Origin of the sequence: Paraburkholderia sp. BR10923, assembly GCF_040948765.1 — a bacterium.
Lineage (GTDB): Bacteria > Pseudomonadota > Gammaproteobacteria > Burkholderiales > Burkholderiaceae > Paraburkholderia > Paraburkholderia youngii.
Genome location: NZ_JBFPKO010000003.1, coordinates 534,280 through 552,080, shown reverse-complemented (window position 1 = coordinate 552,080; position 17,801 = coordinate 534,280). Strand labels below are relative to the sequence as shown.

The window sequence follows — 17,801 nt, the reverse complement described above, 5'->3', positions numbered from 1 at the left end:
TCGACGAGGCGTTCATCTGCGGCCCCGCGCCGATGATGGACGCGGCCGAGGCGGCGCTGAAGGCTGCCGGCGTGCCGCCCGCGAAGGTGCACGTCGAGCGCTTCGGCACGCCGCTGCCGCAGGCGGGCGTGCCGCCCGTCGAGATCACCGCGGACACGCCGGCGGCCGACCTCGAGATCGTGCTCGACGGCAAGCGGCGCAGGCTGCGCCTGCCGTACCAGGGCGTGAGCGTGCTCGACGTCGGGCTGCGCGCCGGTCTCGCGCTGCCGTACGCGTGCAAGGGCGGCGTGTGCTGCACGTGCCGCGCGAAGGTGCTCGAGGGCGAAGTGAAGATGGAAAAGAACTACACGCTCGAAGAACACGAGGTCCGCGACGGGTTCGTGCTGACGTGCCAGTGTCATCCGGTGAGCGAGAAGGTCGTCGTCAGTTACGACGAACGTTGAGTCGGGAGCTTTCGTGGCCTGGGTGTGGAGTCGCTTCGTGTAACGGCCGCCGCCGCTTTCGGCCGTTTCGCGATCCGCTTACACTAGGGGCCGCTCATCGATCGGGACATCGGTTTCCAGTCGGCGAGCGGCCTCTTTTTGTTACAGCTGCAAGCGTCACAGCAAGCCCTTGCCCATGAGCACGATTCACCTCACCAACGGCGACGTCGCCGCCGAGTCGCTACGTACCGCGCTGGCCCAGGCGGGCCGCGACGACCGCGTGCAGCCGTTGCGCGACGATCTGGCGGTCGGCCCGCTACGCGGCGTCGACGACGCTCCGTACGTGCGCGCCGACTTCTGGGAACGCGTCACCGCCGACACGCAGCGCGACTTCGTGCGCGAGTTCCGCGAACAGGCCGCAGTGCTCGACGGCCTCTCGAACGACACCGCGAATCTCGTTGTGTGGCACGCCGAAAGCGCGTCCGATCAGCTGATGCTGCGCCGTGTCTGCTACCTGGTGCGCAACAGCCCGCAGCGTTTGAACGAAGTGCGTCTGTCGATCGCCGACCTCGCCGATCCGCAAGCGTGGGCGCATACGCGCAAGGACCGCGCGACATCGGTCGGCATGTTTGCGCCGGACGGATTGCAGGCACATCTGCCGGACGCCGCGCCGATTTCCGTGCTGCGCATCAGCCGGCTTGCGCTCGAATGGCAGGAGGTCAAGCAGGCGAACGGCGAGACGCGGCGCTGGCGTGACAATACCTTCACGAACGGCAGCTTTGCCGAACTCGACACGCTGATCCTCGAACGCGCAAGCGACGACTGGCAGCCCGCCGCGCGCGTCGCCGCCTATGTTATGACCTCCGAACTGTGGTTTCTCGCCAGCGACAGCATCGTGCTGTGGCGCATGCGCGAACTCGCGACGCAACGACGCATCCACCTGCGTGGCGACGCGAACGAATGGCGCTCGCTCGAACTGCGCGCGGCGTCCGCTTCCAGCTCACCCCAATAAGATAAAACAGACAACTATGGCCCGCACCCGAGCCCCCGACCACGAAACCCAGCGCGAGCAGATTCTCGAACTGGCCGCCGCGAAGTTTGCGCAGACCAGCTACCCAAGCACGTCGATGGCCGATCTCGCCGCGGCGAGCGGCACCTCGAAGGCGCGCCTCTATCACTATTACGAGAGCAAGGAAGCCATCCTGTTCGACCTTCTCGATCGCTACACGAAGCGGCTGATGCTGATCATCGCCGAGGTGGAAGGGTCGAGCCAGCGGCGCGAACTGAGCGAGCGCGAAACCTTCGCGGAGCTGATCCGCGCGTTCCTGTCCGAGTATGAGACGTCGCACAGCCGGCACGTCGCGCTGTTGAACGATGTCAAGTATCTGGTCGATTCGCAGCGCGAGATCATCCTGAACCGCCAGCGCGACGTGGTCGCCGCGTTCGCGCGGCAGCTCGCGCGCGCCTACCCCGAACGAGCGACGCGCGACAACCAGACCGCGCTGACGATGATGGTGTTCGGCATGATCAACTGGACCTTCACGTGGCTCAAGCCGGACGGCCGCATGGGTTATAGCGAGTTCGCCGAACAGGTGGTCGGCATGGTCGACCATGGTCTCGGCACCGCGCCGGTCAAGTGAGACGATGGTCCGAACCGGCGCCTTGGATGATGCAAAGCAACAACATTCATACGAAATATATCAGCTCCGGCATGCATGCGGCATCGTGTCCCGAACGTGCGTTCGTTTTTTATTTCCTTTAAAAATCAATTAACTAAATTTAGGGCTCCAGCGTTCCAGGTAATCACCTCAGATTTTGATACGGGTTTTCCCTAGTGAATGGCTTGGGTTTCCGCTAAAATCGGTTTTGCGGTGCACAACACCGCCTGATTAAAAGGAGAACCCGACCATGAACACGCTGAGCCTTCGCACCACCGAGCCGATCGCGCCGAACGACCGCGCGTCGCTGTCTCTTGGACGCGCGCACGTTCTGGTCCGAGAACTCACCGCGATCGATCGCGAACGCCTGCTCACGCACTTCCTCGCGCTCGACGAAGAAGACCGACTGCTGCGCTTCGGCCAGGTTGTGCCGAACCACGTAATCGAAAACTACGTGCGCACGATCGACTTCACGCGCGACACCGTGTTCGGCGTGTTCAACAGCAAGCTGGAACTGAGCGGCGTCGGCCATCTGGCCTACCTACCGGCCGAAGGCAACAAGCGCACCGCCGAATTCGGCGTCTCGGTGCTCGAAAGCGCGCGTGGCATTGGTATCGGCTCGAAGCTGTTCGAGCGCGCCGCGATCCGCAGCCGCAACACGCATGTGACGACGCTCTACATCCACTGCCTGGCGCGCAACTCGACCATGATGCACATCGCCAAAAAGGCCGGCATGAAGATCGAATACGCGTACGGCGAAGCCGACGCCTATCTGACGCTGTCGCCGGCAGATCAGTCGAGCATCCTCGCGGAAATGCTGCAGGAGCAGGCCGCCGTGTTCGACTACGCACTCAAGCGCCACGCGCGCCAGGCATCGCGACTGTTCGAGTCGTTCATGCCGGTGGCTGTCGCTGCCTGAATAATCGCTACGGGGAATTGAGACTGGGGCGGCCGCAAGGTCGCCCTTTTTTCTATCTGTACCAAATCAACGCCATGCGCAAGGCGTTACGCGTGAAGCCTACAAAATGGGCAGCGCTGTCGTTTCCTTGATTTTTTCGAGCGAAAAGCTAGATTTCACATCGATCACCGATGGATGCCGCAGCAATTGATCCTGGACGAAGCGCGAAAAGTGCGCCATGTCCTCGACCTGGACGCGCAGCAGATAATCCATCTCCCCCGTCATCGCGTGACACGCGACCACTTCGGGCCACGTCTGCACGGCCGCGCCGAACAGATCGGCGTGGGTGGCATCGCCATGCGGACTGAACGCGCGACCGCCGCCCTTCTCCAGCCGCACGTTGACATACGCAAGCAGGTCGAGTCCGAGACGCTGCGCGTCGAGTAGCGCGACGTAGCCGCGAATCACGCCGCTTTCCTCGAGCCGGCGAATCCGCCGCAGGCACGGACTCGGCGACAGATTGATCCGCTCCGCTATCTCCTGATTCGACAGCCGGCCATTTTCCTGAAGGATCGCCAGAATGCGTCGATCGATCGCATCTATCTCGCTATTAGCCATGTTCTGCCACGTGTCGCTCGAATCGAGCCATAAAGTAGCTCGAGAATAGCGACGCGCGATTAAGTTCGCAAGTTCTTGCCTCCATCGCAGTTCTACACTTGCCCTATCCGGTCGCGCTCAGCCGACCGTCCCGCGCGCTCACCGCCAGCGCGCGTCGGCAACCCCCTTCCATGGGATTGGAGACAGACAATGCAGGTTTCTACTTGGGAAAATCCGGTCGGCACCGACGGCTTCGAATTCATCGAATACACGGCGCCGGATCCGAAAGCGCTCGGCAAACTATTCGAACGGATGGGTTTCACCGCCGTCGCGCGACATCGTCACAAGGACGTGACGCTGTATCGTCAGGGCGGCATCAATTTCATCGTCAACGCGGAGAAGCATTCGTTCGCGCAGCGCTTCGCGCGCTTGCATGGCCCGTCGATCTGCGCGATTGCGTTTCGCGTGCAGGACGCCGCGAAAGCTTACGCTCAAGCGCTCGAAAAAGGCGCGTGGGGATTCGACAACAAGACCGGCCCGATGGAGCTGAACATCCCGGCGATCAAAGGCATAGGCGATTCGCTGATCTATTTCGTCGACCGCTGGCGCGGCAAGAACGGCGCGGCACCGAACAGCATCGGTGACATCGACATTTACGACGTCGACTTCGAACCGCTTCCCGGCGCGAACTCCAATCCGGTCGGCCACGGCCTGACCTATATCGATCACCTGACGCACAACGTGCATCGCGGCCGCATGCAGGAATGGGCCGAGTTCTACGAGCGCCTGTTCAACTTCCGCGAGGTGCGCTACTTCGACATCGAGGGCAAGGTGACGGGCGTGAAGTCGAAGGCGATGACTTCGCCGTGCGGCAAGATCCGCATTCCGATCAACGAGGAGGGCTCGGACACGGCCGGTCAGATCCAGGAATATCTGGACGCGTACCACGGCGAAGGCATCCAGCACATCGCGCTCGGCACCAGCGACATCTACCGCACCGTCGACGGCCTGCGCGCGTCGAACATTTCGCTGCTCGACACGATCGACACCTACTACGAACTCGTCGACCGGCGCGTGCCGAATCATGGCGAGCCGCTCGAGGAACTGCGCAAGCGCAAGATTCTGATCGACGGCGCGCCGGACGATCTGCTGCTGCAGATCTTCACCGAAAACCAGATCGGCCCGATCTTCTTCGAGATCATCCAGCGCAAGGGCAATCAGGGCTTCGGCGAGGGCAACTTCAAGGCGCTGTTCGAATCGATCGAGCTCGACCAGATTCGCCGCGGCGTCGTGCAGGACAAGACCTGATCGCGGTGACTCGCGCCTGATCGGCGCGCAGAAGAAAAAAGGGCGAGGATCGCAGGATCCTCGCCCTTTTTCGTTGCACGCCGCCGCTCTCTTCGAAACGGCGGCCGGTTGTCACAAGACGCGTGCGATGTGGCGCGTCATGAATTCTGCCTGTACTCATTGCTGCCGCTCGCACCGTCGATCGTTCCGACCTGCGCCGGCGCTACCTGCGCCGTGCGAACGATCGCGTTCGACAGCGCGCCCGTGCTGCCCGGATTCGAGTGCATCGGCGCGCTCATCGCGAAGAAAGCGGCGGAAACCATCAGGAACGTCTGGATGTTTCTTGTGTTCATGCGTACTCCTTTTCTAACTGCCCTGCTGTCCAGAAGCTGCGCAAAATGCGCAGCGATCGGCATCGCTCGCAGGTCGGGGATTAGACAGTGGTTTTCACTGCGGTTCCGCACATTTGTAGGTTTTACAGCTTGTTACATGCGCAAGCACGACCCAACTCGATTCCGCGGAAAATCCGCGCCAACTGCTGACAACGCGCGGCCAACTCGCAGCGAATCCATCTGAAATCAGACTCGGCGCGCGCGATTTCTGATCTGCTGCGGCGGGTTTCCACCAGTGCTACCATCGCTTGAAACCCGTCAATATGACGACCCCGGCCCCAGCATTCACGAGATGCCGGGGGCCAGAAAAGTTTTGGTGATCCCAAGCTGAAGTGGAGGAGTACACATAATGAATGCCCCGCTAGACGCAGGTCAGCGAGCCTCGCTCGAAGCCGCGTTGTCTTCCGTCACGCTCGACGACAAATACACCCTCGATCGCGGCCGCGCTTACATGAGCGGCATCCAGGCGCTGGTGCGTCTGCCGATGCTGCAGCAGGAACGCGACCGCGCCGCTGGCCTCAATACGGCCGGCTTCATCTCCGGCTACCGCGGGTCCCCGCTCGGCGGACTCGACCAGTCGCTGTGGAAAGCCAAAAAGCATCTGTCCGCGCATCAGGTCGTGTTCCAGCCCGGCGTCAACGAAGACCTCGCGGCCACCGCCGTGTGGGGTTCGCAGCAGGTCAACCTGTATCCGAGCGCCAAATACGACGGCGTGTTCTCGATGTGGTATGGCAAGGGCCCCGGCGTCGACCGCTCCGGTGACGTCTTCAAGCACGGCAACTCGGCCGGCTCGTCGCGGCACGGCGGCGTTCTGGTGCTCGCCGGCGACGATCACGCGGCCAAATCCTCGACACTCGCACACCAGTCCGAACACATCTTCAAGGCGTGCGGGCTGCCGGTGCTGTTTCCGTCCAACGTGCAGGAATACCTGGACTTCGGCCTGCACGGCTGGGCGATGAGCCGCTACTCGGGCCTTTGGGTCGCGATGAAGTGCGTGACCGACGTGGTCGAATCGTCCGCATCGGTCGATATCGACCCGCACCGCACCAGCATCATCCTGCCGGAAGACTTCCTGATGCCCGACGGCGGGCTGAACATCCGCTGGCCCGATCCGCCGCTCGTGCAGGAAGCGCGTCTGCTCGACTACAAGTGGTACGCGGGCCTCGCCTACGTGCGCGCGAACAAGCTCGACCGTGTCGAAATCGATTCGCCGCACGCGCGCTTCGGCATCATGACCGGCGGCAAGGCCTATCTCGACGTGCGTCAGGCGCTGACCGACCTCGGTCTCGACGACGAAACCTGCTCGCGCATCGGCATCCGGTTGTACAAGGTCGGCTGCGTGTGGCCGCTCGAAGCGCAAGGCGCGCAGGCCTTCGCGCGCGGTCTCGACGAAATTCTCGTGGTCGAGGAAAAGCGCCAGATCCTCGAATACGCGATCAAGGAAGAGCTGTACAACTGGCCCGACGCGCAGCGCCCGCGCGTGTTCGGCAAGTTCGACGAAAAAGACGGCGCCGGCGGCGAATGGTCGGTGCCGATGGGCAACTGGCTGCTGCCGGCGCACTACGAGCTGTCGCCCGCGATCATCGCGAAGGCAATCGCCACGCGGCTGGACAAGTTCGATCTGCCGTCGGACGTGCGCGCCCGCATCGCCGCGCGCATCGCGGTCATCGAGGCGAAGGAAAAAGCGCTCGCGCGGCCGCGCGTCGAAGTCGAGCGTAAGCCGTGGTTCTGCTCGGGCTGCCCGCACAACACGTCGACCAATGTGCCGGAAGGCTCGCGCGCGATGGCCGGCATCGGCTGTCATTACATGACGGTCTGGATGGACCGCAGCACCAGCACGTTCAGTCAGATGGGCGGCGAAGGCGTCGCGTGGATCGGCCAGGCGCCGTTCACGAACGACAAGCACGTGTTCGCCAATCTCGGCGACGGCACCTACTTCCACTCGGGGCTGCTCGCGATTCGCGCGGCGATCGCGTCGAAGGCGAATATCACCTACAAGCTGCTGTACAACGACGCGGTCGCGATGACGGGCGGCCAGCCGGTCGACGGCGTGCTGACCGTGCCGCAGATCACGCACCAGCTCGCCGCTGAAGGCGCGGCGAAAATTGTTATCGTCACCGATGAGCCGGAGAAATACGCGGCGAACGTCGGCCTCGCGCCCGGCGTCGACATTCATCACCGCGACCAGCTCGACGACGTGCAGCGCCAGTTGCGCGAGATTCCCGGCACCACGATCCTGATCTACGACCAGACCTGCGCGACCGAAAAGCGCCGTCGCCGCAAGCGCGGCGCGTATCCCGATCCGGCACGGCGCGTCGTGATCAACGAGGCGGTGTGCGAAGGCTGCGGCGACTGCTCGGTGAAGTCGAACTGCCTGTCGGTCGAACCGCTCGACACCGAGTACGGCACGAAGCGCCAGATCAACCAGTCGACCTGCAACAAGGACTTCTCGTGCGTGAACGGCTTCTGCCCGAGCTTCGTCTCCGTTGAAGGCGGCCAGTTGCGCAAGCCGAAGGCGGCGTCGGGCGCCGGCGCCGAAATGCCGCCGGTGCCGGACCCCGAGTTACCGTCCATCGAGCGTCCGTACGGCGTGCTGGTGACGGGCGTCGGCGGCACCGGCGTCGTCACGATCGGCGCGCTGCTCGGCATGGCCGCGCATCTCGAGAGCAAGGGCGTCACCGTGCTCGACGTCACCGGCCTCGCGCAGAAAGGCGGCGCCGTGATGAGCCACGTGCAGATCGCGAACCAGCCGGCCGACATCCATGCGACTCGCATCGCGATGGGCGAAGCGAGCCTCGTGATCGGCTGCGACGCGATCGTGACCGCCAGCGACGAATGCGTGTCGCGGATGCATGCGGATCGCACGCGCGTCGTCCTGAACAGCGCGCACACGCCGACCGCCGAGCTGATCAAGAATCCGAACTGGCGCTTCCCCGGCAGCAGCACCGAAGCCGACGTGCGTGCCGCAGCGGGGGACGACAACGTCTCGGCCGTCGACGCGAACCACTTTGCGGTCGCGCTGCTCGGCGACGCGATCTACACGAACCCGTTCGTGCTCGGCTACGCGTGGCAGCGCGGCTGGGTGCCGCTCACGCACGAGTCGCTGATTCGCGCGATCGAGCTGAACGACGTGCAGGTGGAGAAAAACCGCGCCGCGTTCGAATGGGGCCGGCGTGCCGCGCACGATCTGCCCGCGGTACGCAAGCTCGCGCAATCGCAGGGACGCGGCGAGACGGCCGACAACGCAAGCGGCAAGATCATCGCACTGCATACGCCGAAGGCGCTCGACACGCTGATCGACAAGCGCGCCGACTATCTGACCGCCTGGCAGAACCGTGCGTATGCGGACCGTTATCGCGCGCTGGTGTCGCAGGTGCGGGCCGCGGAAGAAGCGCTCGATTCCGCCGACGGCCAAATGCCGCTGACCGAAACGATCGCCAAGAACTTGCACAAGCTGATGGCGTACAAGGACGAATACGAAGTCGCGCGTTTGTACAGCGACCCGGCGTTCATCGAAAAGCTGAACGCGACGTTCGAAGGCGACTGGAAGCTGCATCTGCATCTCGCGCCGCCGACGCTATCGAAGAAGGACGCGCACGGCCATCTGGTGAAGAAGAAGTATGGTCCGTGGATGTTCCGCGCGATGCACGTGCTCGCAAAGCTCAAATTCCTGCGCGGCACCGCGCTCGACGTGTTCGGCAACACCGAGGAGCGACGCACCGAGCGCGCGCTGATCGGCGAATACGAGGCATTGGTGCGTGAATTGATCGGCGGGCTGACTGCGCAGAAGCGCGATCTCGCGGTCGAGCTCGCGAACCTGCCCGACGGCATCCGCGGTTATGGGCACGTGAAGGAGAACAACCTGAAAGGCGTGCGCATCAAGTGGAACGAGCTGCTCACGCGTTGGCGTTCGTCCGATGCAGGCAAGACGACGCAGCACGCGGCCTGATCGACTCTGGCAGTTGAACTGAAATGCGGCGGTCTTCACGGACCGCCGCTTTTTTTCGGGCGCAAAAAAAGCGCCACGGAACCGCAATTCCGTAGCGCCTTTACCGAAGCCGTCGCGCGCGCGTTACTGCCGCCCCCGCTTCAACCCCGCGCGATGCACGTTACTTCGCGTTCACCGACTTGCGCGCGTTAGCCGAAGCGACCGCCGTCATGTTGATGATCCGGCGCACGGTCGCGGCCGGCGTCAGGATATGCACCGGCTTTTCCGCGCCGAGCAGGAACGGGCCGACCGTCACGCCCTCGCCGCCCACCACCTTCAGCAGGTTGTACGCGATGTTCGCCGCTTCGACGTTCGGCATGATCAGCAGGTTCGCTTCGCCGGCGAGCGTCGTGCCCGGGAACGCGGCCTTGCGGATGGTCTCCGACAGCGCAGCGTCGCCGTGCATTTCACCGTCGATTTCGAGCGACGGCGCGCGTTGCGTGATCAGCTTGCGCGCCGCGGCCATGCGCTGCGACGACGACGACGGCGCGCTGCCAAAGTTCGAGTTCGACAGCAGCGCGACCTTCGGCGTGATACCGAACTTCTCGATTTCGCGCGCGGCGAGCATCGTCATGTCGGCGAGCTGCTCGGCGGTCGGCACTTCGTTCACGTACGTGTCGCAGATGAACAGGTTGCGGCCCGGCAGCATCAGCAGGTTCATCGCGGCGAAGTTATCGACGTTGTCGGCCTTGCCGAGCACCTGCTCGATGAAGTTCAGGTGCGTGTGGTACTGGCCGATCATGCCGCAGATCATGCCGTCCGCATCCCCGAGATGCACGAGGATCGCGCCGATCAGCGTGTTGAACTTGCGCATCGCGGCCTTCGCGACGTCGGGCGTCACGCCTTCGCGCGCGCCGATTTCGTGATACGCCTGCCAGCTCTTGTGATAGCGCGGATCGTCTTCCGGATCGACGATTTCGACGTCTTCGCCGCACTTGAGCTTCGAGCCCATCTTCTTCAGACGCATCTCGATCACCGACGGACGGCCGACCAGGATCGGCTTCGCGATCTTTTCAAGTAGCACGAACTGCGCGGCGCGCAGCACGCGCTCGTCTTCGCCTTCCGCGAACACGATGCGCGCCGGTGCCGACTTCGCCGCCGCGAAGACCGGCCGCATCACCATGCCCGAGCGATAGACGGTCGCGCCGAGCTGTTCGCGGTACGCGTCCATGTCCTGGATCGGACGGGTCGCGACGCCCGAATCCATCGCGGCCTGCGCGACGGCCGGCGCGATCTTGATGATCAGACGCGGATCGAACGGCTTCGGAATCAGGTATTCGGGACCGAATTCGAGCGAGTGGCCTTCGTAGGCCTTCGCGACCTCATCGCCCTGGTCGGTTTCCTCGGCCAGTTCGGCGATCGCGCGCACGCACGCGAGCTTCATTTCTTCGGTGATCGTCGTCGCGCCGACGTCGAGCGCGCCGCGGAAGATGAATGGGAAGCACAGCACGTTGTTGACCTGGTTCGGATAGTCCGAACGGCCGGTCGCGATGATGCAGTCCGGGCGGACCTTGCGCGCTTCTTCCGGACGGATTTCCGGCTCGGGGTTCGCGAGCGCGAGAATCAGCGGCTGCGAGCCCATTTCGGCGACCATCTCCGGCTTCAGCACGCCGGCGCTCGAGCAGCCGAGGAACACGTCGGCGCCACGGATCGCGTCGGCGAGCGAGCGCGCTTCGGTGTGCGCCGCATAGCGTTCCTTCGACGGATCGAGGTTGCCGCGCCCTTCGTAGATCACGCCCTTCGAGTCGGCGACGATAATGTTCTTCTTCGACAGACCGAGATTGACGAGCAGATCCAGGCACGCAATGGCGGCGGCGCCCGCGCCAGAACAGACCAGCTTCACTTCGTCGAGCTTCTTGCCGACCACTTTGAGGCCGTTCAGGATCGCCGCCGACGCGATGATCGCGGTGCCGTGCTGATCGTCGTGGAAGACCGGAATCTTCATACGTTCGCGCAGCTTCTTCTCGATGTAGAAGCACTCGGGCGCCTTGATGTCCTCGAGGTTGATGCCGCCGAGCGTGGGCTCGAGCATCGCGATCGCCTCGACGAGCTTGTCCGGATCGGATTCGGAGAGCTCGATGTCGAACACGTCGATGCCGGCGAACTTCTTGAACAGACACCCCTTGCCTTCCATCACCGGCTTCGCGGCGAGCGGGCCGATATTGCCGAGGCCGAGCACCGCTGTACCGTTCGTGATCACGCCGACCAGGTTGCCGCGCGAGGTGTACTTCTGCGCGTCGAGCGGTTCCTCGTGAATCGCCATACAGGCTGCAGCCACGCCCGGCGAATACGCGAGCGACAAATCCAGCTGGTTCGACAGCGGCTTGGTGGGCGTCACCGAAATCTTGCCAGGTTTCGGATTCTGGTGATATGCGAGAGCGCTTTGCTTGAGTTGTTCGTCCATTTCTAGGCCTGCGAGACGTAAGTGATTGGACCCGGCGCCCCACACCGTTGCGGCGTTTTCATCTGTCGAATGGATAGCCGACCGAGGCGGTTTTCGCACGCGCCCGGCAAGGCGCGATGACTTACCTCGACGAAGACGGGACGATGCGGAGTGCTTCGCGGGTCGATCAGTGTACACCCCGGAAGTGTCAATGCACTGAGTGGTTAACAGAACCCACCATTGGCGAAACAGCCGCTATAAATGCGGAGTCGCAGCACCTGACAGTGTTTTTCCGACAATTGGCGGCGGCACGCTCAGTCGAGCTCGGCGCCCCGTCGCTCAGGGATCAGAAGTAGTGTCGCGAAGATGTCGAGCAGGTAAATCGACGCGAGCAGCGCGAGCGCCGCGCCGAACGAGTAGCGCGCCGCCAGCGCGCCCACCACCACCGGCCCAAAGCCGCCCACCGCGCGGCCGGCGTTGAACAGCACGTTTTGCGCGGTGGCGCGCGCATCGGTTGGATAGAGTTCCGAAATCAGCGCGCCATAGCCGCCGATCATGCCGTTCACGAACACCCCCATCGCCGCGCCGCCGATCAGCAACGCCATCGGCGTCGTCAGTTGCGCATATACGAACACCATCACGACTGCGCCCGCCTGGTAGAACAGGAACGTCGGCTTGCGGCCGAAGCGGTCAGCGGCGATGCCGAATAGCCAGATGCCGGCCGCCATGCCGAGAATCGTCGCGGCGGTCCATAGCCCCGATTTGGTCAGGGAATAGCCGAAGGTCTTCGACAGATAGCTCGGCAGCCAGATCATCAGCCCGTAGTAGCCGAAGTTCTGCACCGAGCACAGGATCATGACGCCGAGGCTCGCGCGCGTCGTGCGTGCATCGACGAACAGCAGTTTCAGCGGCAGCTTGCGCATGCCGCGCGCGACGCGTTGGTTGAAAAGCGCCGGCTCCTCGACGCGGCGCCGCACGAAGAACGACACGACCGCCGGCAACAGCCCGAGCGCGAACATGCCGCGCCAGCCGATCACCGGCAGCAGGAGCGGCGTCAGCAACGCGGCCGCCAGCACGCCGAGCTGCCAGCCAAGACCGACATACGACGGCACCCGCGCCCGCTGCGACGCCGGCCACGCTTCGGCGACCAGCGTCATGCCGATGCCGAATTCGCCGCCCAAGCCGATGCCGGCGATGGTCCGGTAGATCAGGAGGTCCGTGTAGCCCTGCGCGAGCGCGCACAGGCCGGTGAACACCGCGAAGATCAGGATCGTCCACGTCAGCATGCGCACGCGGCCGAAATAATCGCTGAGCACGCCGAACAGCACGCCGCCCGCGACCGCGCCGATCAGCGTCCATGTAACCAGCGCGCCGGCCTGCGACGAGCTCAGATGCAGGTCGGCGGCGATCACCGGCAGCATGAAGCCGAGGATCAGCAGATCGAAGCCATCCATCGCGTAGCCCAGCACCGACGCGAGCAGCGCGCGGCCCGCATGGCCCGGTTTGACGGCCGGTCGGGTTTCGGTGGCGGAGGCTGAGGCGGATGGAGCGGCGTTCATTGAAAGCATTCCGTTGGTCTGGAGGCGGCTGCGTGGGTTGCCACCCGGGAAAGTCGCGTGAGTGTAAAGGCGGCCTCAGCCGGTCACAAGACGATGCGCGCGCCGAAGCGCCCACCGGGGACGGCGGCGCATACGACGGCCTCCTCGGTGGGACCCATTTCAGGTAAAATAACGGCCCACGCGCGCAGCAAAAGCCGGTCTTTGCTCTTCCCCCGGCCGCGTATCCCGCCCAGCATGGCGCGGCATACCCCGCTTGCTGCGCCACCGGGCCCGGCGCCCGCTTCTCCCCCGCTCACTCCGAAGGATCCGCCCATGACAGGCTTCGATCGCCAGACGATCTCCGACACCACCGCCAAAATGCTGCTCGAAGTGCAAGCAGTGCATTTCAACGCGGAGAAACCGTATATTTTCACGTCCGGCTGGGCCAGCCCGGTGTATATCGACTGCCGCAAGCTGATCTCGTATCCGCGCGTGCGCCGCGGCCTGATGGAAATGGCCGAAGCGACGATCCTGCGCGACGTCGGCTATGAGCAGATCGACGCGGTCGCCGGCGGCGAAACCGCGGGTATCCCGTTCGCGGCATGGCTGTCCGACCGCCTGATGGTGCCGATGCAGTACGTGCGCAAGAAGCCGAAGGGTTTCGGCCGTAACGCGCAGATCGAAGGTCTGCTGACCGAAGGCCAGCGCGTGCTGCTCGTCGAAGACCTGACGACCGACAGCCGCAGCAAGATCAACTTCATCAACGCACTGCGCACCGCCGGCGCGACGGTGAACCACTGCTTCGTGCTGTTCCACTACAACATCTTCAAGGAAAGCGTGTCGGTGCTGAAAGACATCGACGTCGATCTGCACGCGCTCGCCACGTGGTGGGACGTGCTGCGCGTTGCGAAGCAAAACAACTACTTCGACACGAAGACAATCGACGAAGTGGAGAAATTCCTGCACGCGCCGGCCGAATGGTCCGCGGCGCATGGTGGTGCGACGTCTGCGCCGCAATAAAGCCATCGCGGTAAAGCAGTGACAATAAAAACGTAGCCGCTTTATGCGAATTGAATAAGAAAGCCGCCTGTCGCGAAACAGGCGGCTTTCTTTATCGCCGATTGCATATTGCCGATTACCTTTCGCCGATTACGCGGCGGACAAAACGAGGCGCGATATCAGGACTCGTTCGCGATGTTCCTGGCCGCGTTCGACGACAGATTCAGCAAACCATTGCTCTGTGCATACTGGAATAGTTGGGAGTCGCGATCGATTCCGAGCTTGCGCATGGCTGCATTTTTCTGCGTGCTGATCGTCTTGATGCTGCGATTCAAACGCTCCGAAATTTCCTTGATCGTCATACCCGATACGAACAGCCGCACGACTTCGAGTTCGCGCCTCGACAGCTTCGAGTCGTCGCGCTTGCCGGCCGAATTGACCCGCAACCCTTCGAGCACCGCCTTCACCGACGGACTCATATAGGTCATGCGACGGCCGACGTGCTGTACCGCAAGCGCAATATGGCTTAGATCGTCCGACTTGTTCACGACCGACGTCACGCCAAGCTCCTTGAGCCGTTTCAGTAAGGCGGCGTTCTCGAGCATGGTGAGCACGACAATGGGCAGGTTCGGAAAATTGCGGCGTAAATAGTCGATCAGTTGCAAGCCATCGCCGTACTGACCGCCCGGCATGGCCAGGTCGGTGACGAGCACGTCGCATCCGGTGGATTGCAACAATTTGATGAGTTCAGTCGACTGTCTTGCGCGCCCAACGACTTGCATACCGGGAAATTTGTGAAGCGCATTTTCGGCACCAAACAGAATAACCGGATGATCGTCTGCCACCACGACCCTGAGTGCAATTTGCATCGTCCTCCTCTGGACGGATAAACCGGTCTCCACAACTTCTAACACTTCTTTCGACGCTCGCTATTTAAACGAGATAAATACAGCCAGGGTCGCCCGATAATCCTCTTACTATAGCTGATTTCGTATCAGCTAATTCCGCGGGAAGCGAACAGATTGCGTCGCAGAGCTAATCAGCGCTGGTGTTAGACTTTATTCGACCTTGGGGCACAATTCAGGACAACGACCATCGCGAGGACCCGCGCCTCGCGCCCTGACAGGAGAACCGGCATATGCGCGTGCGTTGCCTGGTTGTTTCGTTGGCTTCATCCCGATGGCATCGATCGCTCGCCGTCGGTGCGATGCTCGCACTATTGGCGGCGCATAGTGCCGGTGCCCGCGCCGACGAGCCGTTCACGCTGACGAGCGCGAGCGTGCGCGCGGGCGGCGCCGTGCAGAATGCGCAGGTGTTCGACCAGAGCGACTGCAAGGGCGGCAACCGATCACCGCAGCTCTCATGGCGCGCCGCGCCGGCCGGCACGCGCGGCTTCGCGATCACGATGTTCGACGAGGACGCGCCTGGGCGCGGCTGGTGGCACTGGGCGGTCGCGGGCATCCCGGCCACGGTCGACAGCCTGCCCGAGAATGCCAGTTCGTCCGGTTTCCTGCGCAAGCTCGGCGCGGTCGAAGCGCGCAACGACTTCGATACGGACGGCTATGGCGGCCCGTGCCCGCCGCCCGGCAAACCGCATCGCTATATCATCACCGTGTACGCGTTGAACTCGGCCGATCTGCGTCTCGCGCAAGGGCGTCCCGCGTTGATGTTCGATCACGAGATCGGCACGGCCGCGATCGGCAGCGCGAAGCTGGTGGTCAATTACGGGCGCTAGTGGCGGCCAGCGCGGTCGTCATGGCGCGCCGCCGCGCCGCATCGCGTTTCGTCTCCCATCACCTTCCGGGTCGCCTTGCTGGAGCAGTCCATGTCGAAGATCGTCATCGTTTATCACAGCGGCTACGGCCATACGAAGAAGGTCGCCGAAGCCGTGCTCGCGGGCGCGCTCGAAGCCGGTGCGCACGCGAAGTTGACGCCGGTGGGCGACCTCGACGACGCCTCGTGGGACGAACTCGCCGCGGCCGACGCGCTGATCTTCGGCGCGCCGACCTACATGGGCGGCCCGTCGGCCGACTTCAAGAAGTTCGCCGATGCGAGTTCGAAACCGTGGTTCGCGCAGGCGTGGAAAGACAAGATCGCGGCCGGCTTCACGAACTCGGCGACGATGAACGGCGACAAGTTCTCGACGATCCAGTACTTCGTCACGCTGGCGATGCAGCACAGCATGATCTGGGCGGGCACCGGCATGATGCCGTCGAACACGAAGGCCGCGACGCGCAACGATCTGAACTTCGTCGGCGGCTTTACCGGCCTGCTCACGCAATCGGCGGCCGATGCGTCGCCCGACGAAGCGCCGCCGCCGGGCGATCTCGAAACTGCGCGCCTGTTCGGCGCGCGCATCGCGGGCGTCACCGCGCGCTGGATGGCGGCGCGCGCTTGATGGCAGAGCGGCCTGAACGGCGCCGAAGTGGCGTCGCGCCGCATCTGTAGTGCATCTTCGGTCATCAGCCCGCATTTGCCGCACAACGGGTCACGCCGATGTCCCGTTGCGCCGGCATCGTCGTTTTTTCGCGCTGCACCGCACGGTCGCGGCGATGAGGTCTTAAAATAACGTTCCGGCGCGGCGTCGCGCCCCGTTTCCAGCGAGTGAGAGTGAGATGAGCACGAAAGTTTTTGTCGACGGACAGGAAGGCACCACCGGCCTGAAGATTTTTGAATACCTGTCGCAGCGCGCCGACGTCGAAATCCTGCGTATCGAAGAAGCGAAGCGCAAGGACCTGGACGAGCGCCGTCGTCTCATCAACGCATCGGACGTCTCGTTCCTGTGTCTGCCCGACGTCGCCTCGCGCGAATCCGCTTCGCTCGTCGAGAACGACCGCACAGTGCTGATCGACGCGAGCACCGCATTCCGTACCTCGCCCGACTGGGCCTACGGCCTGCCTGAGTTGGCCCGTTCGCAGCGCGAGAGGCTGCGCACCGCCAAACGCATCGCCGTGCCGGGCTGCCACGCCTCGGCGTTCGTGCTCGCGATGCGCCCGCTCGTCGAAGGCGGCGTCGTCGCGCCCGAGTTCGCCGCGCACGCCTACTCGATCACCGGCTACAGCGGCGGCGGCAAGAAGATGATTGCCGACTACGAAGCCGGCGGCAACGACAGGCTCAAGAGCCCGCGCCCGTACGCGCTCGGCCTCACGCACAAGCATCTGCCGGAAATGGCCGCGCATACGGGCCTGAAGTCGGCGCCGATCTTCACGCCGATCGTTGGCGACTTCTACAAGGGCCTCGCGGTCACCACGTACTTCTCGCCGGGCCAGCTCGCGAAGAAGACGACACCGCAGGACGTGCAGGCTCTGTTCGCCGAGTACTACGCAGGCGAAGCATTCGTGCACGTCGCACCGTTCGACGCCGACGCGAACCTCGACAATGGCTTCTTCGACGTGCAGGCGAACAACGACACCAATCGTGTCGATCTATTCGTGTTCGGCAATGAGGAGCGCTTCGTGACCGTCGCGCGTCTGGACAATCTCGGCAAGGGCGCGTCGGGCGCGGCGATCCAGTGCATGAATCTCGCGATCGGCGCGACCGAAGACAGCGGTTTGAAACGCTAAGCGAGTCGACCCGCGAGCCTCGCTGCGAGCCTACGAAAAAGCCAGCCGGTCTACAAAGACCGGCTTTTTTCGTTTT

The 17,801-nt window shown here is 63.5% G+C and carries 15 protein-coding genes; 10 read left to right on the top strand and 5 right to left on the bottom strand.

What is annotated here, in order from left to right; translation table 11 throughout:
* From AB3X94_RS08490 to AB3X94_RS08475, 4 genes are all read left to right on the top strand, one after another.
* The coding region (locus tag AB3X94_RS08490; protein ID WP_368611265.1) for a 2Fe-2S iron-sulfur cluster-binding protein at positions 1-443 on the top strand (443 nt) is incomplete at its 5' end.
* A 175-nt stretch (positions 444-618) separates the two neighbouring features.
* Entirely contained in the window at positions 619-1,434 is an 816-nt protein-coding gene (locus AB3X94_RS08485) for a DUF1835 domain-containing protein (RefSeq protein ID WP_368611264.1), read from the top strand.
* 16 nt (positions 1,435-1,450) lie between these two features.
* Positions 1,451-2,062, top strand: a complete 612-nt coding sequence (locus AB3X94_RS08480) for a TetR/AcrR family transcriptional regulator (protein ID WP_176110084.1) — start codon at positions 1,451-1,453, stop codon at positions 2,060-2,062.
* Positions 2,063-2,330: 268 nt separating this feature from the next.
* Positions 2,331-2,999 (top strand): GNAT family N-acetyltransferase, encoded by a 669-nt coding sequence (locus AB3X94_RS08475; RefSeq protein WP_176110083.1) that lies wholly within the window; start codon positions 2,331-2,333, stop codon positions 2,997-2,999.
* Positions 3,000-3,098: 99 nt separating this feature from the next.
* On the opposite strand, the gene AB3X94_RS08470 is transcribed toward AB3X94_RS08475, so the two are convergent.
* Entirely contained in the window at positions 3,099-3,596 is a 498-nt protein-coding gene (locus AB3X94_RS08470; RefSeq protein ID WP_176110082.1) for an Lrp/AsnC family transcriptional regulator, read from the bottom strand.
* 189 nt (positions 3,597-3,785) lie between these two features.
* Between AB3X94_RS08470 and hppD the strand changes: the two genes are divergently transcribed.
* Positions 3,786-4,883 (top strand): 4-hydroxyphenylpyruvate dioxygenase, encoded by a 1,098-nt coding sequence (gene hppD / locus AB3X94_RS08465; protein ID WP_368611263.1) that lies wholly within the window; start codon positions 3,786-3,788, stop codon positions 4,881-4,883.
* 137 nt (positions 4,884-5,020) lie between these two features.
* Here the strand turns inward: hppD and AB3X94_RS08460 are convergent, their stop codons facing one another.
* The gene (locus AB3X94_RS08460) at positions 5,021-5,215 is read right to left on the bottom strand and encodes a hypothetical protein (RefSeq protein WP_368611262.1); all 195 of its coding nucleotides are present in this window, start codon (positions 5,213-5,215) and stop codon (positions 5,021-5,023) included.
* 388 nt (positions 5,216-5,603) lie between these two features.
* Between AB3X94_RS08460 and AB3X94_RS08455 the strand changes: the two genes are divergently transcribed.
* Complete coding sequence (locus AB3X94_RS08455) at positions 5,604-9,203, top strand: indolepyruvate ferredoxin oxidoreductase family protein (protein ID WP_368611261.1); 3,600 nt, start codon at positions 5,604-5,606, stop codon at positions 9,201-9,203.
* Positions 9,204-9,363: 160 nt separating this feature from the next.
* On the opposite strand, the gene AB3X94_RS08450 is transcribed toward AB3X94_RS08455, so the two are convergent.
* Both AB3X94_RS08450 and AB3X94_RS08445 read right to left on the bottom strand, forming a co-directional pair.
* On the bottom strand, positions 9,364-11,646 hold the full coding sequence (locus tag AB3X94_RS08450) for an NADP-dependent malic enzyme (protein ID WP_368611260.1): 2,283 nt from the start codon (positions 11,644-11,646) through the stop codon (positions 9,364-9,366).
* Between the two features lie 293 nt (positions 11,647-11,939).
* Complete coding sequence (locus AB3X94_RS08445) at positions 11,940-13,184, bottom strand: MFS transporter (RefSeq protein WP_368611259.1); 1,245 nt, start codon at positions 13,182-13,184, stop codon at positions 11,940-11,942.
* A gap of 312 nt (positions 13,185-13,496) precedes the next feature.
* Here AB3X94_RS08445 and AB3X94_RS08440 point away from each other — a divergent pair, with 312 nt between their 5' ends.
* The gene (locus AB3X94_RS08440; protein ID WP_013090785.1) at positions 13,497-14,183 is read left to right on the top strand and encodes an orotate phosphoribosyltransferase; all 687 of its coding nucleotides are present in this window, start codon (positions 13,497-13,499) and stop codon (positions 14,181-14,183) included.
* A 158-nt stretch (positions 14,184-14,341) separates the two neighbouring features.
* Here the strand turns inward: AB3X94_RS08440 and AB3X94_RS08435 are convergent, their stop codons facing one another.
* The gene (locus AB3X94_RS08435) at positions 14,342-15,031 is read right to left on the bottom strand and encodes a response regulator (RefSeq protein ID WP_368611258.1); all 690 of its coding nucleotides are present in this window, start codon (positions 15,029-15,031) and stop codon (positions 14,342-14,344) included.
* Positions 15,032-15,300: 269 nt separating this feature from the next.
* Here AB3X94_RS08435 and AB3X94_RS08430 point away from each other — a divergent pair, with 269 nt between their 5' ends.
* The 3 genes from AB3X94_RS08430 (at position 15,301) to argC (ending at position 17,725) form a co-directional block, all read left to right on the top strand.
* Entirely contained in the window at positions 15,301-15,897 is a 597-nt protein-coding gene (locus AB3X94_RS08430) for a YbhB/YbcL family Raf kinase inhibitor-like protein (RefSeq protein ID WP_176110075.1), read from the top strand.
* 90 nt (positions 15,898-15,987) lie between these two features.
* Positions 15,988-16,560 carry a flavodoxin family protein gene (locus tag AB3X94_RS08425; RefSeq protein ID WP_368611257.1) on the top strand — a complete coding sequence of 191 codons (573 nt, stop codon included), beginning with the start codon at positions 15,988-15,990 and terminating at the stop codon, positions 16,558-16,560.
* Positions 16,561-16,777: 217 nt separating this feature from the next.
* Positions 16,778-17,725 carry an N-acetyl-gamma-glutamyl-phosphate reductase gene (gene argC, locus AB3X94_RS08420; RefSeq protein WP_176110073.1) on the top strand — a complete coding sequence of 316 codons (948 nt, stop codon included), beginning with the start codon at positions 16,778-16,780 and terminating at the stop codon, positions 17,723-17,725.
* Positions 17,726-17,801 lie beyond the last annotated feature (76 nt).